The sequence below is a fragment of the Daejeonella sp. H1SJ63 genome (assembly GCF_029360775.1).
GTDB lineage: Bacteria > Bacteroidota > Bacteroidia > Sphingobacteriales > Sphingobacteriaceae > Daejeonella.
Genome location: NZ_JARKMZ010000028.1, coordinates 155,939 through 181,020 on the forward strand (window position 1 = coordinate 155,939; position 25,082 = coordinate 181,020).

22 protein-coding genes are annotated in these 25,082 nt (G+C 38.9%); 16 read left to right on the plus strand and 6 right to left on the minus strand.

Annotated elements, in window-relative coordinates:
* Positions 1-7 precede the first annotated feature (7 nt).
* On the plus strand, positions 8-844 hold the full coding sequence (locus P2W72_RS08585; RefSeq protein WP_276360902.1) for a ferritin-like domain-containing protein: 837 nt from the start codon (positions 8-10) through the stop codon (positions 842-844).
* Positions 845-912: 68 nt separating this feature from the next.
* On the opposite strand, the gene P2W72_RS08590 is transcribed toward P2W72_RS08585, so the two are convergent.
* The 3 genes from P2W72_RS08590 to mqnC all read right to left on the minus strand — a co-directional run bounded on the left by P2W72_RS08590 (position 913) and on the right by mqnC (position 5,000).
* On the minus strand, positions 913-2,730 hold the full coding sequence (locus P2W72_RS08590) for a histidine kinase (protein ID WP_276360904.1): 1,818 nt from the start codon (positions 2,728-2,730) through the stop codon (positions 913-915).
* 274 nt (positions 2,731-3,004) lie between these two features.
* Entirely contained in the window at positions 3,005-3,787 is a 783-nt protein-coding gene (locus P2W72_RS08595) for a LytTR family DNA-binding domain-containing protein (RefSeq protein ID WP_276360907.1), read from the minus strand.
* Between the two features lie 88 nt (positions 3,788-3,875).
* The gene (mqnC, locus tag P2W72_RS08600; RefSeq protein WP_276360910.1) at positions 3,876-5,000 is read right to left on the minus strand and encodes a cyclic dehypoxanthinyl futalosine synthase; all 1,125 of its coding nucleotides are present in this window, start codon (positions 4,998-5,000) and stop codon (positions 3,876-3,878) included.
* A 403-nt stretch (positions 5,001-5,403) separates the two neighbouring features.
* Here mqnC and P2W72_RS08605 point away from each other — a divergent pair, with 403 nt between their 5' ends.
* The 7 genes from P2W72_RS08605 (at position 5,404) to P2W72_RS08635 (ending at position 13,669) form a co-directional block, all read left to right on the plus strand.
* A complete protein-coding gene (locus tag P2W72_RS08605; protein ID WP_276360913.1) occupies positions 5,404-6,639 on the plus strand; it encodes a pitrilysin family protein in 1,236 nt (411 codons plus the stop codon).
* A gap of 1 nt (position 6,640) precedes the next feature.
* Complete coding sequence (locus tag P2W72_RS08610) at positions 6,641-7,915, plus strand: pitrilysin family protein (RefSeq protein ID WP_276360915.1); 1,275 nt, start codon at positions 6,641-6,643, stop codon at positions 7,913-7,915.
* Between the two features lie 117 nt (positions 7,916-8,032).
* On the plus strand, positions 8,033-9,502 hold the full coding sequence (gene guaB, locus P2W72_RS08615) for an IMP dehydrogenase (protein WP_276360918.1): 1,470 nt from the start codon (positions 8,033-8,035) through the stop codon (positions 9,500-9,502).
* Between the two features lie 170 nt (positions 9,503-9,672).
* Positions 9,673-10,257: a TIGR00730 family Rossman fold protein gene (locus P2W72_RS08620; protein ID WP_276360921.1), complete on the plus strand. Its 585-nt coding sequence runs from the start codon at positions 9,673-9,675 to the stop codon at positions 10,255-10,257.
* 217 nt (positions 10,258-10,474) lie between these two features.
* A complete protein-coding gene (locus P2W72_RS08625) occupies positions 10,475-11,335 on the plus strand; it encodes an RNA polymerase sigma factor RpoD/SigA (protein ID WP_276360924.1) in 861 nt (286 codons plus the stop codon).
* A gap of 80 nt (positions 11,336-11,415) precedes the next feature.
* Positions 11,416-12,861, plus strand: a complete 1,446-nt coding sequence (locus P2W72_RS08630; protein ID WP_276360926.1) for a glyceraldehyde-3-phosphate dehydrogenase — start codon at positions 11,416-11,418, stop codon at positions 12,859-12,861.
* A 19-nt stretch (positions 12,862-12,880) separates the two neighbouring features.
* Positions 12,881-13,669, plus strand: coding sequence for a PhzF family phenazine biosynthesis protein (locus P2W72_RS08635; RefSeq protein ID WP_276360928.1), 789 nt, complete (start codon positions 12,881-12,883; stop codon positions 13,667-13,669).
* 145 nt (positions 13,670-13,814) lie between these two features.
* Here P2W72_RS08635 and P2W72_RS08640 read toward each other — a convergent pair whose 3' ends face one another.
* Positions 13,815-15,323 carry a sodium:solute symporter gene (locus P2W72_RS08640; protein ID WP_276360930.1) on the minus strand — a complete coding sequence of 503 codons (1,509 nt, stop codon included), beginning with the start codon at positions 15,321-15,323 and terminating at the stop codon, positions 13,815-13,817.
* 148 nt (positions 15,324-15,471) lie between these two features.
* Here P2W72_RS08640 and recR point away from each other — a divergent pair, with 148 nt between their 5' ends.
* The 4 genes from recR (at position 15,472) to P2W72_RS08660 (ending at position 18,185) form a co-directional block, all read left to right on the plus strand.
* Positions 15,472-16,089: a recombination mediator RecR gene (gene recR, locus P2W72_RS08645; protein ID WP_276360933.1), complete on the plus strand. Its 618-nt coding sequence runs from the start codon at positions 15,472-15,474 to the stop codon at positions 16,087-16,089.
* Between the two features lie 35 nt (positions 16,090-16,124).
* Positions 16,125-16,940: an SDR family oxidoreductase gene (locus tag P2W72_RS08650; RefSeq protein ID WP_276360936.1), complete on the plus strand. Its 816-nt coding sequence runs from the start codon at positions 16,125-16,127 to the stop codon at positions 16,938-16,940.
* Positions 16,940-17,782, plus strand: a complete 843-nt coding sequence (locus P2W72_RS08655) for an alpha/beta hydrolase (RefSeq protein ID WP_276360938.1) — start codon at positions 16,940-16,942, stop codon at positions 17,780-17,782. Before P2W72_RS08650 ends, P2W72_RS08655 begins: the two co-directional genes overlap by 1 nt.
* A gap of 94 nt (positions 17,783-17,876) precedes the next feature.
* Positions 17,877-18,185, plus strand: coding sequence for a DUF3817 domain-containing protein (locus P2W72_RS08660; RefSeq protein WP_276360940.1), 309 nt, complete (start codon positions 17,877-17,879; stop codon positions 18,183-18,185).
* Positions 18,186-18,194: 9 nt separating this feature from the next.
* Here the strand turns inward: P2W72_RS08660 and P2W72_RS08665 are convergent, their stop codons facing one another.
* Complete coding sequence (locus P2W72_RS08665; RefSeq protein WP_276360942.1) at positions 18,195-19,484, minus strand: carboxypeptidase-like regulatory domain-containing protein; 1,290 nt, start codon at positions 19,482-19,484, stop codon at positions 18,195-18,197.
* Between the two features lie 497 nt (positions 19,485-19,981).
* On the opposite strand from P2W72_RS08665, the gene P2W72_RS08670 reads away from it, so the two are divergent.
* Positions 19,982-21,037 (plus strand): COX15/CtaA family protein, encoded by a 1,056-nt coding sequence (locus P2W72_RS08670; RefSeq protein WP_276360945.1) that lies wholly within the window; start codon positions 19,982-19,984, stop codon positions 21,035-21,037.
* Positions 21,038-21,039: 2 nt separating this feature from the next.
* Here P2W72_RS08670 and P2W72_RS08675 read toward each other — a convergent pair whose 3' ends face one another.
* Positions 21,040-21,927 carry a YitT family protein gene (locus P2W72_RS08675; protein WP_276360947.1) on the minus strand — a complete coding sequence of 296 codons (888 nt, stop codon included), beginning with the start codon at positions 21,925-21,927 and terminating at the stop codon, positions 21,040-21,042.
* Positions 21,928-22,174: 247 nt separating this feature from the next.
* Here P2W72_RS08675 and trpD point away from each other — a divergent pair, with 247 nt between their 5' ends.
* The 3 genes from trpD to trpB are packed head-to-tail and all read left to right on the plus strand — an operon-like array spanning position 22,175 to position 25,037.
* On the plus strand, positions 22,175-23,161 hold the full coding sequence (gene trpD / locus P2W72_RS08680) for an anthranilate phosphoribosyltransferase (protein WP_276360950.1): 987 nt from the start codon (positions 22,175-22,177) through the stop codon (positions 23,159-23,161).
* Positions 23,158-23,802: a phosphoribosylanthranilate isomerase gene (locus P2W72_RS08685; protein ID WP_276360952.1), complete on the plus strand. Its 645-nt coding sequence runs from the start codon at positions 23,158-23,160 to the stop codon at positions 23,800-23,802. The genes trpD and P2W72_RS08685 overlap by 4 nt, the downstream gene beginning before the upstream one ends.
* Before the next feature lie 26 nt (positions 23,803-23,828).
* Entirely contained in the window at positions 23,829-25,037 is a 1,209-nt protein-coding gene (gene trpB / locus P2W72_RS08690; RefSeq protein ID WP_276360956.1) for a tryptophan synthase subunit beta, read from the plus strand.
* Positions 25,038-25,082: the final 45 nt, after the last annotated feature.

Below are 25,082 nucleotides of genomic sequence, written 5' to 3' on the forward strand. Positions count from 1 at the left end.
AACAGCCATGAATTTACTGAACATATTAGAAGAAATTGAAAAAACAGATGCTGAAGTATATGAGCGCATCAGTCCGAGAAGAAAAGCTATGAGCGATTTCTACGGCTTTAGTAAGAAAGTTGCACTTGCATCACTTCCTTTTGCTCTCGGTTCCATATTTAAAAAAGCTTATGCTCAAAATTCTGCAGCCGATGTGGAAGGAGTCTTGCAGTTTGCTTTGACATTGGAGTATCTGGAGGCTGAATTTTATACTAAGGGTGTTGCCGCTGCCGGCCTTATTCCTTCCGGAGCCGCACTGGGAGCTATTACCGCCATCCGCGATCATGAAAATCAGCACGTAGCCTTTTTGAAGACCGCTCTGATGTCGATGGGTAAAACCCCTGTGAATAAACCGGTATTTGATTTTTCAGCAGGAAATGGCTCCAATACAGGCCCATTTGCGAATGTATTTTCTGATTACGATACCTTTCTTGCCGTAGCGCAGACTTTTGAAGATACCGGGGTTAGGGCTTATAAAGGACAGGCCCCGGCATTGATTGGCAGCGGGGGAGTGCTGACTGCCGCATTGAACATTCACTCGGTGGAAGCCAGGCATGCCGCACATATCAGGCAGATGCGCAAGGCGCGCGGAGCAAATGTCAAGCCATGGATTACCGGAAAAGATACCGGAATCGGTGCTGCTGTACAGGCTTCTTATGATGGGGAGGAACTTGAAACCCAGGCTGGGATTAAAATTACCGGCATAAACGGACAAACAATTTCTATGAGTGCAGCAACTGAGGCCTTTGATGAACCTTTAACAAAAGCACAGATACTTGCTATTGTGGATCCGTTTATAGTATAATGTTCGTGCTGTGGGATTAGTTTAGTTTGGATTGGGAAGCATATTTATATTTGCTTCCCAATTATTATTTACAATTCAATAGTGATTAATACTTTGGTTCCTGAATCACCCATTTGTGTATGCGATATGGTGATTTGCTTTTCATTAAGTTTGTTCAGAAGATTTACTCTTTCATGAATTAATTCCAGTCCTCTGCTAATATGACCGGAATTTTTAGAATTTAATGAATTTAAAATGCCAATCCCATTATCAATGATGCTTATTGTAAGTAAATTATCGATATAATTAAAATCCACCTTTATAAAACCGCCATTTTCTTTTGGCATAAGACCATGCCAAATGGCATTTTCAATAAATGGCTGAATCAGCATTGATGGAATAAATATTTCTTCTTCTTCAGTTTCGGGAGTAATATTGATAAAATATTCCATCTTTTTAGAAAACCTGATTTTTTCCAAAGAAAGATAGAGATCTAAATACTGAATTTCTTCGAGAAGTGATATTGTATTATTCATGCAAATTTCAAGATGCTTGCGCATAAGTTTTGCAAACTTACTGAGCGTATTATTTGCTGAATGGTTATCCTGTTTGCCTATAAAGTATTGAATAGTAGTTAAGATATTGTATATAAAGTGAGGGTTCATAAAGGCCTGAAGTGCCTTTTGTTCCAAAATATTGATTCTGCTATTGATCTCTAACTCTTCTTTTTCCCTTTTCTTTTTTAAATGATGTATAATAATGAATCCGGTAATAATAGCAAGCAAGACAAGAGCAATGATAATCGTTAATATCCACCAGTATATAGTTTCTTTGTATCTCTGTTTTGCAATGATTAACTCTTTCTCCTGAAGCTTATGAAGCTGTACATAGTAGGTGGAAGTCTTTCCGATATTATCCGATTGTTGCTTTGATAGGGCAAGACTATCATACTTATATAGTTGCTTTAAATGTTTTAGAGCTTCAAAGTAATTTTTCCTTTTATATTCTAATTCGTATGCAGTTAATAGTAAATCCTTTTCTGCATTTTTATCTTGGAGCTTTTTTGCAAATAAAAAGCCATTAGTTATATGTTTTTTAGCTAGATTAAATTCGTTTTTATCAATGTTAATACTTGCGAGAGTGTTATAGCAAGCAGGAAGTATTGAATAAAATTTTTTTCTTTTAGAGATGTCAATAGCTTTTAATAATTTAAAATTAGAGATGCTATATTGCCCTAGATTAAAGTGGATTATTCCTGTATTAAGCAGATTCATTGCGATATTACTGGAGTCATTTCTTAGAAGAAAAATTCTATTGCTTCGATTATAATAGTAGATAGCTTTTGTATATTGTAAGTTTGATTGATAAATAGAAGCTATGTTGAAAAATATTCCAGCTTTCAATTCTTCATCAACTAGATGTTCTATCAATTTTAACGCATTCTTGAAGTATCCTAATGACTTCTTGTAATCATTTTGTTTATAAAGATTTCCTATGTTATTGTAGACTCTTGCCTGTCTTTTGGGGGCACCTATTTTCCTGAAATAATTTAATGCCTCTATGTAATTTTTTATTGCAAATTCTGTATTGTTTAAGTAAGAATATCCAACCCCTTTTACCCTGAAAGCCTCACCAATACCTGCCGGATAATTCATTTTTTCTGCAATATGTAATGCGCTATCTGCAATTAAAATAGTTTTCCCCGGATCGGTTAATCTTAAATCAAATGCTTTTTTATTTAACAGATTTACCCGGCTGGTATCTCCTGGAATTTTATTTGTTGATATTCTGTTGAACAGACCCGTAACCAGTTCAGAGTAATTTGAATTTTTCCGATTATATAAGCATACAAAAGCTAAGAATAAGCTAATTGCTACAAGAAAGAGAATTATTGGTTTGGTTTTCAAACTGTTAACCATAAAACATGAATCAGTGGTTTCGATTTGTACATTGGTCAATTAAATTAACAAAAAAAAGGCGGAGAAACGCCCCAATCGTTTCAGCCGCCAATTTTGTAATCTCTAACTAAAAATTTATCAGATAAGGTAATCTTTTCTTAAGAAATTAGATAGCTAATACAGTTTACAGTTTAAATTTAAAATCGATCTGGGATCAATTTTTCTTTAATGATTAAGTGGTAGTTATTTCTGAGTTAACGGTATTGGAATTTGCTGATTGAACTTATCTTCTGAAATTAAGTCTGATAGTTTCTAAAAAGTCGGAAGCTCTTCTTCTGGATACAGCATGCTCAGAATTGTCTGATAATCTGACGATCAATCCGCTTTTGTTTGAATAATCAGTCAGATAGTTTAAATTGATAATAGTAGATTTATGAATCCGGCAGAAACCTGAATTTTCAAGAATTTCTTCATATTCTTTAAGATGTTTTGAAACAACAATTCTTTTTTGGTTGTTTAAATGAAACACCGAATAATTACTGTCTGCAACAACATAAATGATATTATTGATATCGAGTATTTGAAATCCATTTGAATTGGGTAAATTAATCTTACTGATTTTATTGATGTCATTTAGGTTTTCTTCTAAACTGTTTAATCTTTCAGAATTTATGCCCGACTTAATTTTGTCAGATTCTCCAAGTTTTTTCCAATGCAGGGCTTTTGCTATAGCGCATTTTAAATCTTCAATATCAATGGGCTTTAATAAATAATCAACTGCACTTGCCTTAAGTGCTCTTAATGCGTATCTGTCATAGGCAGTTGTGAAAATTACCGAAACTGCACTTTCCTTCAGATCCGGGAGTAAACTGAATCCGTCTTCTACGGGCATCGCAATGTCAAGGAAGACCAATTCAATTTTATCTGATTTTATCTTTTTTCTTGCATCTGCAACTGAATGTACTATTCCTTTGATTGTAACCTCAGGACAATATCCATTGATTAAAAAATATAAAGACTTGCAGGAATATTCTTCATCATCAACTATTAGGGCATTAATTGACATAGGTATATTAGAATTGTGATAAGACTAAACTATCAGCAATGTATAAAAATACCCCGGTAAATGAGTGTACGGTATGTTTTTTTGAGTCTTAGTAATTAATGACCTGTTGTTCAGTCATTTCAGGCAGATCCCTGAACTCATACTGCTGGGTTCTGAGCTGTGGTTCAAAGCCTGCCTCCCTGATTGAATCCTGAATACCCTGTGAGGTAAAGCGATGCGGTGCTCCGGCTGCTGATACCACATTTTCTTCAATCATGATCGAACCGAAATCATTGGCTCCGGCATGAAGGCAAATCTGTGCCACCTGCTTGCCTACCGTTAACCAGCTTGCCTGAATGTTTTTGATATTGGGCAGCATGATGCGGCTTAAGGCAATGGTACGGATATATTCATCAGCAGTAACCTGATTACTGATACCACGAACTCTTTTTAAGAGGGTGCCGTCATCCTGAAAAGGCCATGGAATAAAGGCAATAAAACCTTTGGCATCTTTGGGCTTCTCAGACTGTACTTCGCGCAGCCATACCAGATGCTCAAAACGTTCTTCCAGCGTTTCTACGTGTCCGAACATCATGGTTGCAGAAGTGGTCAGACCGAGCTGATGTGCTGCACGCATCACATCGAGCCATTCCTGTCCACCACATTTGCCTTTTGAGATCAGTCGGCGCACCCGGTCGTTCAGTATTTCAGCTCCGGCTCCGGGCAGGGAATCCAGTCCGGCAGCCATCAAAGCTTTTAGCACTTCGGTATGACTGATGCTTTCGAGTTTGGCGATATGAGCAATTTCAGGCGGACCAAGCGAATGTAATTTCAGAGTAGGGTATAACTCTTTGAGCTGTTTGAACAGGTCAACATAATATTGCAGCCCCAGATCTGGATGATGCCCTCCCTGTAAAAGCAGCTGTTCACCTCCGAAACGGAAGGTTTCTTCGATCTTTACTTTATAAGTTTCAATATCGGTGATATAGCTTTCTTCATGTCCCGGTCTTCTGAAAAAATTACAGAATTTACAATTGGCAATACAAACATTGGTTGTATTCACATTGCGGTCGATGATCCAGGTTACTTTGCCATGAGGAACCTGCTTTTTACGTAATTCGTTGGCGGTGTACATCAGCTCGGAGGTAGCTGCATGTTTGAACAGAAATAATCCCTCTTCGGCAGAAAGAAATTCGAATTGAAGCGCGCGTAAAAGCAGGTCTGCTGTATTCATGCCCAAAGATAGTTTAGAAATGGGAATTTAGGTAATTACTACCATGTAAAGCAGAGAATTTGACAATCTGCAAATGATTCTGCCGTAATTTAGCTTTTGGATGGCAGCGAAATGATTTTGGGGCTTTGCGGGTACTGCCCCGGGTTTTTAAACACGATAGCAGCGGATACCGGCCTGAAGCCTAATGCCTGTGGTGTATGAGCGGAAAGCGTGATTGCCATTCAACACAAGCAGAACAGCAGATTTTCAAATTAAAAGCCTGAAATCAGCTGAATGTCCGGCTATCCATTAAATGAGCTCAACTCACTTTAATCTGAATGTCATTCCTTCAGCACATTCTCTGATTTGCTCATTTACTCATAATAATTTCTATAAATTCGCTTCTTCAAATTTAATCTGATCTATGGTTTCTTTCGAACGCTTTACGCTTGCAAACGGCCTTAAAGTTCTTGTCCACGAAGACCCAACCACACCTATGGCTGTGGTTAATATACTCTATGATGTTGGTGCACGCGATGAGCATCCTGATCAGACAGGTTTCGCACATCTTTTTGAGCATCTGATGTTCGGAGGATCTGTGAATATTCCTTCTTACGATGAGCCTTTACAGCGTGTTGGGGGCGAGAATAATGCCTTTACCAGTAATGATATTACCAATTATTATATTACGCTTCCGGCAGTAAATCTCGAAACAGCTTTCTGGCTGGAGAGCGACCGTATGCTGAGTCTTGCATTCTCTGAAAAGAGTCTGGAAGTGCAGCGTAATGTAGTTTGCGAGGAGTTTAAACAGAGATACCTGAACCAGCCTTATGGCGATGTATGGCTGAAACTGAGACCGATGGCTTATAAACAGCATCCTTATCAGTGGGCAACTATCGGCAAATCACTTGATCATATTGAAAATGCTAAAATAGAGGATGTAAAAGCATTTTTTGCCCGTCATTATAATCCATGCAATGCTATTATGGTTGTTGGTGGTGATGTCAGGACAGATGAAGTGAAGAAGCTTGCTGAGAAATGGTTTGGAAATATACCTTCAGGCGGGAAACTGTCACGTATGCTTCCAATGGAAGATGATCAGAATGAGGAACGAAAAGAAACTGTCAGAGCCAATGTGCCTTTGAATGCTTTATACAAGGTGTTTCATATGCCCTCACGCACTGAGTCGGGTTATTATGCTGCTGATCTGATTTCGGATATCCTTTCAAGAGGGAATTCTTCAAGATTGTTTCGCAATCTGTTGAAAGACAAAAAGTTATTTAGCGATATTAATGCATATCTCACTGGAAGTATGGATGCCGGACTCTTTGTGATTGAGGGGAAACCGATTCCGGGTGTTTCTATGGAGCAGGCAGAAGCTGCCATTTGGGAGGAGCTGGAGCGCATCGGCAATGAACTTGTTCCGCAAGCAGAGCTGACCAAGGTGAAGAACAAGATGGAATCAACCATGGTATTTTCAGAAATGAGTTTGCTGGATAAAGCCATGAACCTGGCTTATTTTGAATTGCTGGGCGATGCAGAATTGCTGAATTCTGAAACGCAGAAATATCTGGATGTTACGGCAGAACAGATTCAGGCCCAGGCCAGGCATATTTTCCGTAAAGAAAATTCATCTACTTTATACTATTTAGCGAATTAATATGATCAACAGAGTACAGGCACCTGCATTCAGGCAGGTTGAAAATATAGAACTGATCAGGGCAGAGGAGCAGGTTCTTTCCAATGGACTGAAGATATTCAGTGTTAGTGGTGGTGAACAGGATCTGGTTCGTATTGAGTTTATTTTTGAAAATATTGCTTACGATTCGGCCAAACCATTGCAGACTTTTGCTGCCAATACCATGCTTAATGATGGCACTTCAGAATTGAGCTCAACTGAAATCGCTGATAAGGTTGATTATTATGGTGCTTTTCTTCAGACAGAGTATTCCAATGATCAGTCGACGGTTACTTTATACACACTGAACAAGCATCTGGCAAATACATTACCCATCGTAAAGGCAATTGTTTCAGACTCAGTTTTCCCGCAGGTAGAGCTTGATACACTGATCCGGAACCAAAAGCAAAAGCTGAGTGTGAACCTTGAAAAGAATGATTTTGTCAGCCGTAAAACCTTCAGCAATGTTCTTTTTGGAGATACTTTGTACGGCTATGATATTGCTGCAGCAGATTATGATAAACTCGACCGGGAGCAGCTTGTCAGCTATTTCAGGCAAGCCTATCAGCCAAAGAATTGTACGGTAATGATATCCGGTAAGGTGAATGATGATATATTCACTTTAATTGATAAGTATTTTGGCAGCGACTGGAGTAACATTCTGGATGCAGATCAGAATAAGTTTCAGTTTAGTGCTTCGGCCGGGGCTGAGCATTATATAGAGAAGGCAGATGCATTGCAGTCTGCAATTCGTATAGGACAAATTGCAATTAACCGCAGCCATCCTGATTTTCCGGGACTGCAGGTTTTAAATACCATTCTGGGCGGATATTTTGGTTCCCGGTTAATGGCCAATATCCGTGAAGATAAGGGTTATACTTATGGCATAGGATCAGCTTTGGTGTCTTTGAAAAGCACGGGATACTTCTTTATCGCTTCTGAGGTTGGAGCAGACGTTTGTTCAGCTGCTATGTCTGAAATTGAGAAGGAGATCAAAATACTGAAGGAAGAGCCGGCTTCAGAAGAAGAGCTATCATTGGTAAAGAATTATATGCTGGGTTCAATGCTGGGGAGTTTGGAAAATGCATTATCGCATGCAGATAAGTTCAGGAATATTTATTTTTCAGGTTTGGGTTATGATTATTACAGCCGCTACATAGAAACAGTGAAGAGTATAAGCCCTGAGCATTTACTTCAGCTTGCTAATCAATACCTTGACTTCTCTGATTTTCAGAGAGTGATTGTAGGAAAGAAATAATTACCGGCTCAGGAATGGTTCCTGAGCTGATAATTCCATTCATTCTTAATTTTTCATTCTCCATTTGAATTAATTTCTTATCTTTGCCCCGCAAGTAATCACCCACAATTATTTGCCATGCAACTCGATCCAGAAAAATTCGTTTCAGAAGGTCTTACCTACGACGATGTCCTTTTAATCCCGGCTTATTCAGAAGTTTTACCACGTGATGTAGATACCTCTACATATTTTACACGTAAAATCAAGCTTAATGTTCCAATTGTTTCAGCAGCTATGGATACGGTTACCGAATCCGGTTTAGCTATTGCGATTGCTCAGGCAGGCGGTATCGGAATGCTGCATAAGAACATGAGCATTGCTTTACAGGCTGAAGAGGTTCGTAAGGTGAAGCGCTCAGAAAGTGGAATTATTCAGGATCCGGTTACACTGGATGAAGGAGCAGTGGTAGCAGATGCCTTTTTGATCATGAAAGATTATAAGATCGGGGGTATTCCGGTTGTTGATGCCGACAGAAAACTGGTTGGTATCATTACCAACAGGGATCTTCGTTTTCAGAAAGATATGAAGCGTCCGGTTCGTGATGTGATGACCGCTAAGGATTTGATTACTGCACCAGAAGGTACAAATCTGAAGCAGGCTGAGGAGATTCTGCAGGATTATAAAATCGAAAAGCTTCCTGTTGTGGATAAGGATGGACGTTTATGCGGATTGATTACTTTTAAGGATATTCAGAAGTTCAAAAACTATCCGAATGCCTGTAAGGATGAGCACGGACGTTTAAGGGTTGGTGCAGCAGTTGGAGTTACTCCGGATACCCTTGACCGTGTGGATGCATTGGTAAAGGCCGGAGTGGATGTGATCACGATTGATACAGCACATGGTCATTCTCGCGGGGTTATTCAGAAATTAAAAGAGGTAAAAGCCAAATATCCTGATCTTCAGGTTGTTGTTGGAAATATTGCTACCGGAGAAGCTGCAATTGCATTGGCTGATGCCGGAGCGGATGCTGTTAAAGTGGGGATAGGACCGGGCTCAATTTGTACTACCCGTATCATTGCAGGTGTTGGAGTTCCTCAGCTATACGCTGTTTATGAATGTGCAAAAGCTCTGAAAGGTCGCGGAGTTCCGGTAATCGCTGACGGAGGAATCAAGCAAACCGGCGATATTGCAAAGGCAATAGCAGCCGGTGCAGGAACAATTATGGCGGGCTCATTGTTTGCCGGAGTTGAAGAATCTCCGGGCGAAACCATTATTTACGAAGGAAGAAAGTTTAAATCATATCGTGGCATGGGTTCTATCGAAGCGATGGAGCAGGGCTCTAAAGACCGCTATTTCCAGGATGTGGAAGATGATATCAAAAAATTGGTTCCTGAAGGAATTGTTGGACGCGTGCCATTCAAGGGTTCGCTTGCAGAAGTAATGTATCAGCTTATTGGCGGATTAAGGGCCAGTATGGGGTATTGCGGTGCTGCAACCATTAATGATCTTCAGAATGCACGTTTTGTGAAAATTACGGCAGCCGGTATGCGCGAAAGTCATCCGCATGATATTACTATCACTAAAGAGGCTCCGAATTATAGCAGGTAGGAGAGGGGGGGCTTACGTTGTACGTTGTAAGTTTTACGTTATACGTTTTAAGTTATATGTTTCGGTAGTTGGTTTTACGTTATAAGTTCTACGTAATAAATTTCAGGTATGGGTGTTTAGTTTTAGTGCTAATTGCTTTGTACTCATTACTCAATACTAAAAACTAATTAATGAAAGCAATTTCAGTTTTCTGTGGTGCAAACTTTAATGGCGACCCCAAACTGCTTAAAGCTATTCATGAGCTTGCGGATGTCATGTGTGAAAAGGAAATTACCCTGGTATTTGGCGGGGGCAGGGTAGGTGTTATGGGATTAATTGCCGATGCAGTGCTTGAAAGAGGTGGCAATGCAATAGGTATTATTCCTCAGTTTTTGATGGATAAAGAGGTTGGACATAGCGGACTTACAGAGTTGATCATCACTGAAAATATGCATCAGCGGAAGCAGAAAATGGCCGATCTTTCTGATGGAGTGATTACGCTTCCGGGAGGATTTGGCACTATGGAAGAATTCTTTGAGGTTCTTACCTGGCTGCAACTCGGATTGCATAATAATCCGATCGGACTGCTGAATGTAGATGGATTTTATAATCCTTTACTGGGTCAGATCGACCTCATGGTGGAGAAAAAATTTCTCAAACCTTTTAATCGCGAACTCGTACTTTCTCATCACGACCCGCGAACCTTGTTCGGATTAATGGAAAACTTTGATTCTAACCCTGATGACGTTTGGTTTAAAGACAGGAATCTGACCTGATAAACCATTATTTGCAAATCATTCAGCTACCTGTTTATCAGTATAATGTAAATAATGTTTCTGAAAGACTATCTGTGGAATGATTTTTGTAGGTATATAATCATTAACTTTTACTTGCTAAATCCTTAAAAATCAGTTAAATTTTAGGCAAATAATCGCTTTGATGGTAGTTTTTTGTTTAAATTTGCAGACTTTTATATAGAGTATTTATTCATAAATGAGACAACTCAAGATAACCCAATCCATTACCAATCGTGAATCGCAGTCGCTCGACAAGTATTTACATGAAATTGGTAAAGTAGATCTTATAACTGCCGAAGAAGAAGTAATTCTTGCACAAAAAATCAGAGAGGGCGATCAGGCAGCGCTCGAGCGTTTGACAAAAACTAACTTGCGTTTCGTTGTTTCTGTTGCTAAACAGTATCAGAATCAGGGGCTTACATTAGGAGATTTGATCAATGAAGGTAATCTTGGTTTGATTAAAGCGGCAAAGCGTTTTGACGAGACCAAAGGATTTAAGTTCATTTCTTATGCCGTATGGTGGATTCGTCAGTCTATTCTTCAGGCTATCGCAGAGCAGTCGCGAATTGTCCGTTTGCCATTGAATCAGGTAGGGTCATTAAGTAAAATCAGCAAGGCATTTTCAAAACTTGAGCAGGAATATGAGCGTGAGCCATCTCCTGAAGAGCTTGCAGACAATCTTGAAACTACTGTAGAAAAAATTTCTGATACCCTGAGTAATTCTGGCCGCCATGTATCAATGGATGCTCCGTTCGTGCAGGGTGAAGAAAATACATTGCTTGACGTTTTAGAGAATAGTGATCCTAATACAGACAGTAATCTGATCAATGAGTCTTTGTCTGAAGAGATTAAACGTTCATTGTCAACATTAACTGAAAGAGAAAGAGAGATCATCGTACTGTTCTTCGGATTAAGCACAAATCATCCTTTATCGCTTGAGGAAATTGGAGAGAAATTTAATCTGACACGTGAACGTGTCAGGCAGATTAAGGATAAAGCCTTACAAAGATTAAGACATACCTCGAGAAGTAAAATTCTTAAATCTTATCTCGGATAGTGTTTTTAAATAATTGAATTTGAAAAGATTGGGCAAATGCCCGATCTTTTTTTATTTTGGGGCAAATCAACTCAGGTATCATGTTGAATAAATACGAAAACGAATTTAACAACTGGATAGATAAGGAGAAAAAAGCGATTGAACTTATCAATGTTGTCGGAAAATTATGGTTTGACCGTTCAATTGAACTTTTATTGTTTAGAAAGCCGCTTTTTGATATAGGAAGCAGTGAAGTGCTTGCACATCATCAGTATGCAAAAGATATTGTAAATAAGAATATCTCAATCTATGACTCCCTTGCAATCGCCCAGGCAATAGCTAAATCAAATCTGGCTCCTTCACGAATTGATATTGGTCGCCTTGCTTCTGAATGGATCGATACCAGTGGGAAATTTACCAGTATTGAAGATTTTGTTATTCAAAAGCTGAGCCATCATATCGGAAAGGATAAAATTAAGATGCAGGCCAGGGATGTGGTGCTCTATGGCTTTGGACGTATCGGTCGTATAGCGGCCAGAGAGTTGGTTATGCAGGCAGGAAAGGGAGAACAATTACGTCTCAGGGCAATTGTTACCCGTACCAACAGTGATGAAGACCTGATCAAACGTGCTGATCTGCTTAGGAATGATTCAGTTCATGGGTCGTTTTTGGGTACCATTACTGAAGATTTTGAAAATAAGGCTCTGATTATTAATGGTCAGGTAATTTATATGATTGCTGCTAAAGATCCTGCCGATGCAGATTATGAAGCATACGGGATCAATAATGCTTTGTTGATTGACAATACCGGGGTTTATCGCGATCGTGAAGGCCTGGGTAAGCATCTTCTGGCAAAGGGGATTGAAAGGGTTCTTCTTACAGCACCGGGAAAGGGTGATATTCCCAATATAGTTTTTGGAATCAATCATGCCGATTTCAGCTCATCAGAGACAATATTCTCAGCGGCTTCGTGTACAACCAATGCTATTGTTCCTGTCTTAAAGATTATTGAGGATACTTTCGGGATTGAAAAGGGACATATAGAAACGGTTCACAGCTATACAAATGATCAGAATTTGCTGGATAACTATCATAAGAAATATCGTCGAGGGCGTTCAGCTGCATTAAACATGGTTATTACAGAAACCGGTGCTGACAAAGCCGTATCAAAAGTATTTCCGGCACTTGAGGGTAAGTTAACAGGTAATGCGGTAAGGGTTCCTACCCCCGATGTTTCTCTGGCCATATTGAACCTGACATTAAATAGCCAGATAAGCAAAGCAGATATTGAGGGAAAATTGAAAAATGCATCTTTGTTTGGCAATTTAGTTGAACAGATTGAATACTCTATCTCCAATGAGCTTGTTTCAAGTGATGTGATAGGGAATAGTCATGCATCCATTGTTGACGGACCAGCTACAATACTTTCAAAAGATGGCCGGTCAGCAGTGATTTATGTGTGGTATGATAATGAGTACGGATATACTCGTCAGGTTGTGCGTTTGGCAAAATCGCTGGCTGGTGTAATAAGATTAACCTATTATTGATCTAAGAGAAAAACGAAATATGCAAACCATTTCAATTTACCAGGTAGATGCCTTCACTGATACACTTTTTGGAGGAAATCCGGCAGCAATTTGTCCCTTAAAAGAATGGCTCCCTGCCCCTGCTATGCAAAAAATTGCTGCAGAGAACAATCTGGCAGAAACTGCTTTTTTTATCCCTCAGGGGAAAGATTTTGAATTGAGGTGGTTCACCCCTGAAACTGAGGTGGATCTTTGCGGACATGCAACATTGGCCACCGCTCATGTATTATTTAATATACTCAATCATGAAGGGGATACGATCCACTTTCATACCCTGAAGGTCGGAACACTGACGGTGCATCGTAAGGAGGATGTTTACACGCTTGATTTTCCTTCAAGAATACCGGAACCCTGCGAATTACCATTGGGTTTGATCGAAGCTATGGGAGGCCCCAGGCCGCAAGTTGTACTTCGTTCCAGGGATTACTTTCTGGTTTATGAAAAGGAAGCGGATGTGCTTGCCCTTAAGCCTGATTTTAAGGCTCTGAAAGCAATTGAATCATTAGGATTTATTGCAACTGCTCCTGGCGATCATTGTGATTTTGTATCCAGATTTTTTGCTCCGGCGGCGGGTATAGATGAAGATCCGGTTACAGGTTCAGCACATTGTAATCTGATCCCATACTGGGCAGAACGCCTGGGAAAGCATGAACTTCATGCTTTTCAGTTATCCGCCCGCGGGGGTGAGCTTTGGTGTGAGCAAAGAGGCGACAGAGTATTAATGTCGGGTAAAGCTGTTACATACCTGAAAGGTGAAATCTATATTTAAGTTGCTTTCGAAACAGGTTCAGAACAGATTTATTCGTGTATCCTGAGGCATTTAGTGTATACTATGCCCCGGGATACACAAACGTATAAGGAATCCGGGAATTATTTTTCCGGATTTTGGTTCTTAATACATCCAAACTCTTCCTTTAAAATTTCGTTCTGCCGATAGCAGGCTTGCTGATTGCCAGTAGTCCGATAAAGGTTATTAATCCATTAACAACAATCATTTCGTTATCAAAGATATATCCACCCATTAGTGTCTTTGAATTTGCATTCAGGAAGAAGCATATTGCAGGAGCAAGAAGGCAAATAATAGGAACGAGTTTGTCGTACACGGTTCTTTTCTTCATGAATAATCCAAATCCGTAAAGACCAATGAGTGGGCCATAAGTATAGGATGCAACGGTGAAAATGGCACTTACAACGGCTGCATTATTCACTGCATTGAATAATAGAATAACCAGAAACATCAGTATTGAAAATCCAACATGAACCATATGTCTGGCTCTTATTGATGAAGCTGAATTCACATCTTCCTTTTTTGAAAAGCTAAGGAAATCAACACAAAAAGATGTTGTTAATGCAGTCAGTGCAGAGTCTGTAGTTGCAAAGGTTGCGGCAGTTAATCCCAGCATGAAAACAATGGCAGGAATAAGACTTAAATGATTCAGGGCTATTTCTGGGAAAAGAAAATCAGTGCGTGGTTTTCCGGTAACACTATCCATAGGTATTTCTATTCCATTCTTGCTTGCGTAAACATATAAAAGAGCTCCTACACTTAGAAAAAACAGGTTAATGATCACAAATACAGTGGTGAATGTGAACATATTCTTTTGTGCTTCACCAATGTTTTTACAGCTCAGATTTTTTTGCATCATATCCTGATCAAGGCCTGTCATGGCAATCGTTACAAAAATTCCGCCCAGCAATTGTTTGCTCACATGAAATTTGCTGGTAATGAAGTCTTCATAGAAAAATACCTTTGAATAACCACTGTTTTTGATGGTTTCAAAAGCCTGGAAAATATTAAGATCGAGGCTGTCGCAGATGAAGTAAATTGTGAGTATGACCGATGAAACCAGAAATAAGGTCTGAAGTGTATCGGTGATGATGATTGTTTTTAGCCCGCCTTTAAATGTGTAAGACCAGATCAGGGCCAGAGATATCAGAACCGTTGCCCAGAACGGGATTCCATATGAATCAAAAATGAATCTTTGCAATACAATAACAACCAGGTAAAGCCTGAATGATGATCCGATGGTACGGCTTAAAAGAAAAATACTTGCAGCAGTTTTATAACTATATGTTCCGAGTCTTTCTTCAATATAGGTATAAATAGATGTAAGATTCATCCTGTAATACAATGGAAGAAGTACTGTAGCGATCAGTATAAACCCGATAGCATTACCAATAACAAACTGGAAGTATTTAAATTCATTACCTGCCGGATTTCCTACTTCGCCTGGTACTGAAATAAATGTTACTCCTGATAGAGCAGTACCAATCATTCCAAAAGCTACCAGATACCATTTGGAGTTTCTGTTTGCGGTAAAGAACGTTGAGTTATCGGATGATTTTTTTGATGTAAAATAAGATATGCCTATTAATATCAGAAAGTATCCGATAAGGAAAGTAAGTAAAACTCCTGGAGCCATAAATTTTGATTTGGGTATAAGTCGACTAAATTAACAATTAAGTTAGTAAAATGAATTAATTCATTCAGCATGCAGATATTGTATTCATTGTATTCAATTTATAATTAGCGGCTTAGAAAACATTAAGTTTTAAATTTAAATTTGCAGTATGAACTTTTCTTCAAAGTTGCTTGAAAATGCCGTAAATGAATTCGCTGCACTACCCGGGATTGGCCAGAAAACCGCACTCAGGCTGGTTTTGCATTTGCTGAATCAACCACAGGTGGAAATTGAGAAATTTAGTAATGCCCTTACTGTTTTAAAACGGGATATCAGATATTGTACTGTATGCTGCAATATATCTGATGATCAGTTATGCCGGATTTGCAGTTCCGTAAAAAGAGATAAATCCCTGATTTGTGTAGTTGAAGATACACGTGATGTGATGGCAATAGAAAATACCGGTCAGTATCAGGGAGTTTATCATGTGCTGGGTGGATTAATTTCACCAATGGATGGTATCGGCCCTTCTGACCTGAATATCGAAAGTTTGGTAGACAGGGTGAAGGAGGGGGGTATATCTGAAGTTATTCTTGCCCTTAGCGCTACAATGGAGGGTGACACTACCATTTTTTATCTTTATAAAAAACTGAAGGAAACCGGAATTCAGATCAGTACTATAGCCAGAGGAATAGCTTTCGGCGGTGAGCTTGAATATGTTGATGAAATTACACTTGGCAAGTCTATTGCCACCCGTGTGCCATATGAAAATTCGCTTGTCAGATGATATATCCTTATTGTCATTTAAACTAAATCCGATACATGGATCTTAAAAATAAAACAGTAATAATTACCGGAGCATCCTCCGGTATTGGTAAATCATGTGCCGTGCAATTTGCTGCAAGAGGGGCAAATCTTGTGCTTGGAGCACGCCAGTATGTAACTCTCTGCGAAATTGCACAGGATCTGGAAACCCGTTATGCTATTAAAGCAGTTGCAGTGCAGTGCGATGTGTCAAAAGAGTCAGATTGTAAGGATCTGATTGCTCAGGCGAATAATACCTTCGGCAGGATTGATGTTCTGGTTAATAATGCGGGTATATCAATGCGGGCTTTGTTCAAAGATCTCGATCTTCAGGTATTGAAGAATCTTATGGATGTCAATTTCTGGGGGGCAGTTTATTGCACAAAATATGCTTTACCCGAATTATTGAAAAGTAAAGGTTCTGTAGTTGGAGTGTCGTCTATTGCAGGTTATCGGGGTTTGCCCGGACGTACAGGATATTCAGCTTCAAAATTTGCATTGAATGGCTTTATGGAGGCTCTGAGGGTGGAAAATTTGAAGACAGGGCTTCATGTTATGCTTGCCTCTCCGGGATTTACCGCCTCCAATATCAGAAATGTAGCATTGGTAAAAGATGGCAGTGCTCAGGGCGAGACCAGTATGAATGAAGATAAGATGATGAGTTCTGATGAAGTTGCCCAAATTATAGTAAGAGGTGTTGAACAACGTAAGCGTTCGCTGGTAATGACTGCTCAGGGGAAACTTACTGTATTTTTAAATAAGATATTACCGGGCTGGTTAGATGGTCTGGTATATAATCATTTTACAAAAGAAAAGGATCCGCTGATTAAATAATGAAGCTGAATATTGGTTTATTCTTCATATTCATAGCTTTTATGCCGCGTGCATTTGCAGGGATAGGCATTAAGCATGATATTTCCTATTCCGGACAGACTGAAAATATACGTAACCTGCTTGATATTTACTACCCTGAAGATGTTTCTGTTCCCAAAGATGTTCTGCTATTCATTCATGGTGGTTCATGGAACAGTGGAAAGAAGGAAACATACTGGTGGTTAGGTAAAAATATGGCTCGAAAGAATGTAGTGTCTGTGATCATAAACTACAGTTTAAGTCCGGAGGCTCAGTTCGAACAAATGGCAATGGATTGTGCATTGGCTATTAAATGGGTTAATGAGAATATTGCCGGGTTTGGAGGTAAACCTGACCGGATATTTGTGATGGGGCATTCGGCCGGGGGACATTTGGCGGCTTTGATTAATAATGATCCAAGATTTTTTAAGAAGCAGGGTATCCCAAATCCGATCAAAGCAGTTATTTTAAATGACGGTTTCGGTCTGGATATGTTTGAATATCTTACTGTTGCCGTGCCGAATAAGAGAACGAAGAACTTTTTGAAAACTTTCTCGAATGATAAGGAGTTATGGAAAGCCGGTTCTCCGAGCTACTATCTTGAGAACGTGAACAATCCATATTTAATCTTTATAGGGGAGCGAACTTATCCTGCCATAAAACATCAGTCTGATCGTTTATTTAAGGATCTGAATCAATTGAATAAAACGACAGAATTTAAGGTTATACCGCGTAAAAAACATGTAGGGATGATTTCTCAGATGGTTTTCAGAAAAAACCAGATGTATGCTATCATCCTGCAATTTATGAAAAAGTACTCCTGATTAATTCTTTATTAATTTTCAGGATTTACTTAAGGCTGATGTTTGTCTTTGTATTATTCTCTATTTTGCACCGAATTTAAAATAGCATTTAATCATGTTTAAAACTCCTCTCGATCGTTTCCGTTTTATTGCTTTTGTTGAAGGCTGTTCATTCCTGCTTATCGGATTTACGATGATTTTAAAATACAGGTTTGATATGCCTGAACCCAATTATGTTGTAGGCATGATCCATGGAGTACTGTTTATTCTGTACGTTTTTATGCTGTTCCAGGTGTCTTATCTTTACAAATGGTCTTTCATGAAGCTAAGCCTGGGCTTTATTGCTTCCCTGATACCTTTCGGTACTTTTTATGCCGATAAAAAATTATTCAGACAACAGAATTCAGCCGGTAATTTGAATTAATTCAGATCATCAGGGTATTTTTCTCTGAATTTTCCGGATGGCTGTTTCAATTGATTTTTCAGGTTCAATAATATTGTATTCTCCCCAGAATTCAGGGTCAGCAAAATTTGAAACCTTGTCGATCATGATTACATTTTGACGGAGCTTTTGAGTAGTCTTTGCGGGATCATTGGTTTTTTTCTTCCAGTCTGTTACAGCTAATTCAATCGATGATTCATAAGTGGTATTAAACAGCTTTTTCTTCCAGTCTACTTTGAATGTAATATCGCCACGTGAATAGCCGAAAAGCCATTTGCCGTTTTGTTCACGGTAATTAATCTGGTAATTTGCTTCAATCGGATAAACTTCGGCTCCTGCCGGCTTTTTCTGTGTAAATAAAGCACTTACAGCTTTCTTATTTTCTACGTTCAGATTGAATGTAGCACTTATTACGGCCAGACTTTCAGTATCGATATATAATTTCCCGTAATAAAGCGGGTCAAGAACAGCAGGCTTTTGCCTGAAGGCAAGAACATATACTTTTTTATCATCAATTTGAGTGTTGTTTTCAAGGCTGAACTCATAATTCTTCATTGGATCCTCTGTGAATATGAAATCAGGATATTTCATGATATCCAGAAAAATTGTGGTGTAAGGCCCGCCCTGCAGCTTAAAGGTTAAAGTGTCGAGTTTGGTATAGTCTGTATTTTTACGGCCTTTGAACAGCTCTATAAAATCGTCAGTTTCGCTGCGATAGGGTTGTTTTTGAATCTCAAGTACAGATTCAGAGAGCGATAAATAATTCTTGCGTTTTCGGATCGTTTCTCTGTAAAATCCGGTCATTAAATTAAGATCTTCACTATAGTTTTGTATCCTTTTACTCATCACCTGATTGAAGAGAAGTTCAGCTTCATTGGTTGAGACTATAATTTCGCTGAGAGCTATGTTGGATGGATCGAGTGCGATGAGATTGTTTTCTGCTTTTAATTCCTGCAGCTTTACAGTCTTATTCTTATATCCAAGGTACGAGAACAATAATTCTCCCGATGAATTAATTTTGGGAATTTTAATTGAAAATTCTCCCTCGCTATTGGTTACACCCGCAATATTGGTCCCCCTGAGCGATAAAGTAGCAAAACTCAAAACATTTTTATTTTTGCTGTCAATAACCTTTCCCCTGAATTGAATAAAGCTGACAGTATCCTGAGGTGCAGAGTTTTGAGTTGATGCATATAGCATTTCGGTGCCGGATCCGATAATAAACAGTATTATCGAAATAGTCATTATTCCTTTAATGACAGAGTTGATCAGTGTGTTCATATTAAATGATTTAAGAATCTATTTTGAATATGTATGCCTGTCGCTAATAATTGGTTATACAAATTTACGCAGGTAAATCGGTATTTGATACTGCTATTTTTTCAGTAAGTTCTAATTAATGTTAAATAATAGATTTTGGATCTGATACGATCTGAAGAATTTAATAAGTAAAAACCCGGAAATGACATCTTGTTATTTTGTAATATATTGATTTTTAGATATTTGCAATGGATTGTTTAATAAAAAACTCAATCTTGTTTTTTGCTTCTTCAATTATTTTGATAAAAGAATGAATCTGCTTATTCAAAATGTTACATAATATTCAGAATGTATGAGATATATCTTGCTTAATCTAAAGTGTATTTCCAGTTTTTATGAAGATATTATGCCTGATACAGCGATATATTTTATAGTCATTGTGTTGATTATTAATTGAAATAAAGGTTTTATTGCAGATATTTGCCGCCGTAATTTTCTTTTCTCACCAAAAAAATATTATGGATTTGCCAAAAGATAATCGAGCAGTGGCCAAATGGTTATTTGTCGGTTTAGTTATGATCATGGTTCAGGTTTTACTGGGTGGTATTACCCGTTTAACTGGTTCTGGTTTATCTATCACTGAATGGCAGCCTATTATTGGTGCATTTCCTCCAATGAATGAGGATGCATGGCAGCAGGCTTTTGATAAGTATAAAGAAATTGCTCAGTTCAAGCATCTGAACAGCCATTTTTCTCTGAGCGATTTTAAATTCATTTTCTTCTGGGAATGGCTGCATCGCGACTGGGCCAGATTAATGGGCTTAGTTTTCATATTCCCTTTTATTTATTTCCTCATCAGGAAGAAAATTGAAAGAAGCATGGTCAATCCGATGATTATTCTTTTTATTCTGGGAGGTCTGCAGGGAGCAATTGGATGGATTATGGTTCAAAGCGGCTTAAATGCTGAAAATCTTTATGTGAGTCATATCCGTTTGGCTGTTCATTTTATCGCTGCACTGATTTTATTATGTTATGTTTTTTGGTTCGCACTTAAGCTGAGTATTCCTTCAACAGAGATTCTTTCTGTTCCATCTCTCAGAGGTATAAATCTGATCCTATTGGTACTGGTAACTATCCAGTTAATTTACGGAGCATTTATGGCCGGATTACATGCTGCCTTAGCTTCACATACCTGGCCGGATATCAATGGAAGTTACTGGCCGGCAGGTATGCTTAAATTTTCAAATTTCTGGGATGATATTTCGCATAATCTGATTACTGTACAATTTATTCATCGTGGACTGGCCTATCTGATTTGTATACCGGTAGTAATCTGGACTTTGAGAACCAAACAACTGCCTGCAAATAGTGTTTTATATGCTACCAGATATTTACCTCTGTTATTTTTGATCATTCAGATGGTATTAGGGATATTGACTATTTTAAACAGCAGGGTTGAAATTCCAGTTCTGTTTGCTATTCTTCATCAGTTTGTGGGTATGCTGTTCCTGTTATCGCTGGTATTTACCTTGTTTTTAAGCAGGGGAAATTCTATGAGAAACTCTCAGGCTTAAACTTAATGCAATGGCCTTGGTTTGATGATACCTCCTTTGGTATCACTGATTGTGCTCATTACCACAAATGCTTTGTGGTCAATTAAGTCAACCTCCTGTTTAAGTTTTGATAGCTCCAGTCGGGTCACAACTGTGAAAATGATGTCAATATCCTTGTTCTTAAACTGCGAGTGCTCCAGTCCTCTTTCTCCTTTATAGATTGTTACACCCCTGCCAAGTTTTTGAGTAATTGCTTCGCGGATCTGTGCACTTTTTGAAGAGATGATCGTTACCCCGGTATATTCCTCAATACCCTGAATGATGAAGTCTACCGTTTTTGAAGCCGATAAATAAGTGAGAATCGAATAAAGTGCAGTTTCAATATTCAGGATGAACGCCGCAATTATGAATATGAATACGTTGATCAGCAGGATGATATCGCCCATGCTTAATATACTTTTCCGGTTGATGTAAACCGCCAGGATTTCTGTTCCATCAATTACACATCCTCCTCTTATAGCCAGACCAATACCGGCCCCGAGAAAAAAGCCGCCAAAAATTGAAATCAGCAATTTGTCATCTGTAATTACCGGAAAATCAATAAAAAATATAATTGCAGCAAGGGTAAGAATGGCCATTGATGTGCTTACTGCAAAACTTTTGCTGATTTGTCTGGCTCCGAGAATTATGAACGGAGCATTGAATACGATCAGCCAGACTGATACCGGGATGCCCGTTAACTGATGAGTTAACAGTGATATACCTGTGATGCCTCCGTCGATAAAATGATTTGGAACTAAAAAACCTTTCAGTCCAAATGACGCAAGGCAAATTCCTAAAAATATCAGAGCCCCTTTTCCTAAACTTTTCTTTAACAGTAATAACCTTCTTGATTTTCTCGTTGCCTTCATATCTTTAAAAATACTTAAAACGTTTGCAGCTAAGAAAAAGTTTATCCATATTTGTTTAAACAATGAACTCAAACAAACTATATACTATCTGGTGGTGGCAAATGTTTAAACATTCGGCAATCAGCAGAGGTATATAATTTTCAGAACATAGAAAAAAAATTACTTAGGGTTGCTCAGAAGGCAACCCTTTTTTTGTGAAAATTATAACAGATCGTCGGGACTTTATACCGAAATGCAAAAGATACAAATGAAAAATATACTTAATCACCTTTTTGAACACAAAACATTCAGTCGTGAAGAGTCTAAAGAGATTCTGACTAATATTACATTGGGGAAGTATAACTCTTCTCAGATGGCTGCATTTATGGCTGCTTATTGTATGAGAAGCATCACGGTAGAAGAGCTTGAAGGCTTTCGTGATGGTATGCTGGATCTTTGTTTAAAAGCAGAGCTTAGTGAATATGAGCTTATTGATCTTTGCGGCACCGGTGGCGATGGAAAAGATACTTTTAATATTTCTACTTTGGCTTCATTTGTAGTTGCCGGTGCCGGCTACAAAGTATCTAAACATGGCAATTACGGTGTTTCCTCCGGATGTGGTTCTTCAAACGTAATGGAGTATCTTGGGTATAATTTTACTGCTGAAAACGATAAACTGAAAAAAAGCCTGGAAGAAGCCGGAATATGCTTCTTACATGCCCCGCTCTTTCATGCTGCGATGAAAACGGTTGCCCCAATACGCAGGGAACTTGGCGTGAAGACCTTCTTTAATATGCTTGGTCCAATGGTTAATCCGGCAATGCCTAAATATCAGATGGTGGGGGTATTCAGCCTTGAGTTAGCCAGACTATATGCTTATTTATATCAGAAATCGGATACGAAATATACCATCATTCATGCTTTGGAAGGATATGATGAAATTTCATTGACCTGTGATTTCAAAACATTCTCAGCGTCAGGTGAGCATATCCATTCCATTGCAGAGCTTGGGTTCGATAAGATTGATCCGGTAAAAATAGGAGGGGGAAGTACAGTAAAGGAATCTGCAGATATCTTTACGGCGGTACTTGAAGGAAATGGCACAACCGAACAAAACAATGTGGTTGTATGTAATGCTGCAGTTGCTATTCGCACTATCAAACCTGAAAGATCATTTTCAGATTGTTTTTATGAGGCTGAGGAATCATTGGTAAGTAAAAAAGCCCTGAACAGCTTTAAAAAATTGCTTGCATGAAAATAAAAGTCTGCGGTATGAGAGACAGGGAAAATATAATCAGGCTTGCTGAACTGAAGCCGGATTATATGGGACTGATTTTTTATGCTCAATCGAAACGCTATGCTAATAATCCTGATAGAGAACTTTTAGATACTCTGCCTGATACGATTAAGCTTACAGGCGTTTTTGTCAATGCAGACCTTAGTGAGATTGTTCAAAAAGTTTGCGAATATAGTCTTGATGCAGTTCAGTTGCATGGTTCTGAAAGTGCTGATTTTTGTGCCGGATTAAGGACTGCACTTGAAAAGTCAATTCCCGGGAAAAAAGTGGAATTGCTTAAGGCGTTTGGAGTATCGTCTGATTTTAACTTTGAGCTACTGATAGCTTATAATGATGTATGTGATTTTTTTCTTTTTGATACGAAAACAACAGAACATGGGGGCTCAGGCACGACATTTGACTGGGGCTTGCTCGCAAAATATCAGGGCTCTAAACCGTATTTTCTAAGTGGGGGATTGGGGCTGGAAAATATCTCAGGTATCAGTAAATTTGCCGGTAAATATCTTTATGGAGTAGATCTGAACAGTAGATTTGAGACTGAGCCCGGACTGAAGAACATTGAGAGCCTTAAGCAGGCATTTAAGTTATTAAGGAATTAAAAATACCCCTGAAGGGGATAATAGATATGAACAAGGAATATTTACAGAGTTCGATTAAATGGGGGGTAAACGAAAAAGGCTATTTCGGTGACTTCGGAGGTGCATACATCCCTGAGATGCTATACCCGAATGTGGAAGAGTTGCGCAAGCAGTATCTTGAAATTATTTATGAAGCCGGATTTCAGGCTGAATTTCAGATGTTATTAAAAGATTATGTTGGAAGGCCCTCCCCACTATTTCATGCCGAGAGGTTATCAGCTAAATATGGAACGAATATTTATCTGAAGAGAGAAGACCTGAATCATACCGGAGCACATAAGATTAACAATACTATAGGTCAAATTCTGCTGGCAGAACGATTGGGTAAGAAAAGGATTATTGCAGAAACCGGAGCTGGACAGCATGGTGTTGCTACTGCTACAGTATGCGCCCTTAAGGGACTGGAATGTGTAGTTTATATGGGGGAAGTAGATATTGCCAGACAGGCACCCAATGTAGCGAGAATGAAAATGATGGGAGCAAAGGTAATTCCGGCAACATCAGGAAGCAGAACACTTAAGGATGCTACCAATGAAGCGATGAGAGACTGGATAAATAATCCTGTTGATACGCATTATATTATAGGCTCAGTGGTTGGTCCGCATCCTTATCCTGATATGGTTGCCCGGTTTCAATCGGTCATTTCAGAAGAAACCAAAAAGCAATTGCTTGAGAAAACAGGATCTGAAAATCCTGATATAGTAATGGCTTGTGTTGGCGGTGGAAGTAATGCAATGGGAATGTTCTATCATTTTCTGGATGATGAGGATGTTAAACTTATTGCTATTGAAGCTGCCGGTTTAGGTGTTAACAGCGGTGAATCAGCGGCAACAACATCACTGGGTAAAGAGGGGGTATTGCATGGAAGCCGTTCTATTTTGATGCAAACAGAGGATGGACAGGTTATCGAGCCTTATTCCATTTCTGCAGGACTTGATTATCCGGGAATTGGTCCGCAGCATGCCCATCTCTTCAAAGAAAACCGTGCTGATTATGTTAGCGTTACGGATGATGAAGCAATGCAGGCCGGCAGATTATGTGCTGAACTGGAAGGGATTATTCCGGCTATTGAAAGCTCGCATGCACTTGCATATCTGGAGAAAATGGAGTTTACTGGTAAGGAAAGTGTTGTAATCTGTCTTTCAGGGCGTGGCGACAAAGATCTGGATACCTACATGAAATATTTTAATTTATAATAATCGAATTACATTGAAAGGACAGAGGTCATCTGCTTTTTCGGT

Excerpts from the sequence above, each read along its gene's own strand:
- P2W72_RS08585 (WP_276360902.1), top strand. The coding sequence starts at position 8 with ATGAATTTACTGAACATATTAGAAGAAATTGAAAAAACAGATGCTGAA.
- P2W72_RS08595 (WP_276360907.1), bottom strand. The coding sequence starts at position 3,787 with ATGTCAATTAATGCCCTAATAGTTGATGATGAAGAATATTCCTGCAAG.
- mqnC (WP_276360910.1), bottom strand. The coding sequence starts at position 5,000 with ATGAATACAGCAGACCTGCTTTTACGCGCGCTTCAATTCGAATTTCTT.
- P2W72_RS08605 (WP_276360913.1), top strand. The coding sequence starts at position 5,404 with ATGGTTTCTTTCGAACGCTTTACGCTTGCAAACGGCCTTAAAGTTCTT.
- P2W72_RS08610 (WP_276360915.1), top strand. The coding sequence starts at position 6,641 with ATGATCAACAGAGTACAGGCACCTGCATTCAGGCAGGTTGAAAATATA.
- guaB (WP_276360918.1), top strand. The coding sequence starts at position 8,033 with ATGCAACTCGATCCAGAAAAATTCGTTTCAGAAGGTCTTACCTACGAC.
- P2W72_RS08620 (WP_276360921.1), top strand. The coding sequence starts at position 9,673 with ATGAAAGCAATTTCAGTTTTCTGTGGTGCAAACTTTAATGGCGACCCC.
- P2W72_RS08625 (WP_276360924.1), top strand. The coding sequence starts at position 10,475 with ATGAGACAACTCAAGATAACCCAATCCATTACCAATCGTGAATCGCAG.
- P2W72_RS08630 (WP_276360926.1), top strand. The coding sequence starts at position 11,416 with ATGTTGAATAAATACGAAAACGAATTTAACAACTGGATAGATAAGGAG.
- P2W72_RS08635 (WP_276360928.1), top strand. The coding sequence starts at position 12,881 with ATGCAAACCATTTCAATTTACCAGGTAGATGCCTTCACTGATACACTT.
- P2W72_RS08640 (WP_276360930.1), bottom strand. The coding sequence starts at position 15,323 with ATGGCTCCAGGAGTTTTACTTACTTTCCTTATCGGATACTTTCTGATA.
- recR (WP_276360933.1), top strand. The coding sequence starts at position 15,472 with ATGAACTTTTCTTCAAAGTTGCTTGAAAATGCCGTAAATGAATTCGCT.
- P2W72_RS08650 (WP_276360936.1), top strand. The coding sequence starts at position 16,125 with ATGGATCTTAAAAATAAAACAGTAATAATTACCGGAGCATCCTCCGGT.
- P2W72_RS08655 (WP_276360938.1), top strand. The coding sequence starts at position 16,940 with ATGAAGCTGAATATTGGTTTATTCTTCATATTCATAGCTTTTATGCCG.
- P2W72_RS08660 (WP_276360940.1), top strand. The coding sequence starts at position 17,877 with ATGTTTAAAACTCCTCTCGATCGTTTCCGTTTTATTGCTTTTGTTGAA.
- P2W72_RS08665 (WP_276360942.1), bottom strand. The coding sequence starts at position 19,484 with ATGAACACACTGATCAACTCTGTCATTAAAGGAATAATGACTATTTCG.
- P2W72_RS08670 (WP_276360945.1), top strand. The coding sequence starts at position 19,982 with ATGGATTTGCCAAAAGATAATCGAGCAGTGGCCAAATGGTTATTTGTC.
- P2W72_RS08675 (WP_276360947.1), bottom strand. The coding sequence starts at position 21,927 with ATGAAGGCAACGAGAAAATCAAGAAGGTTATTACTGTTAAAGAAAAGT.
- trpD (WP_276360950.1), top strand. The coding sequence starts at position 22,175 with ATGAAAAATATACTTAATCACCTTTTTGAACACAAAACATTCAGTCGT.
- P2W72_RS08685 (WP_276360952.1), top strand. The coding sequence starts at position 23,158 with ATGAAAATAAAAGTCTGCGGTATGAGAGACAGGGAAAATATAATCAGG.
- trpB (WP_276360956.1), top strand. The coding sequence starts at position 23,829 with ATGAACAAGGAATATTTACAGAGTTCGATTAAATGGGGGGTAAACGAA.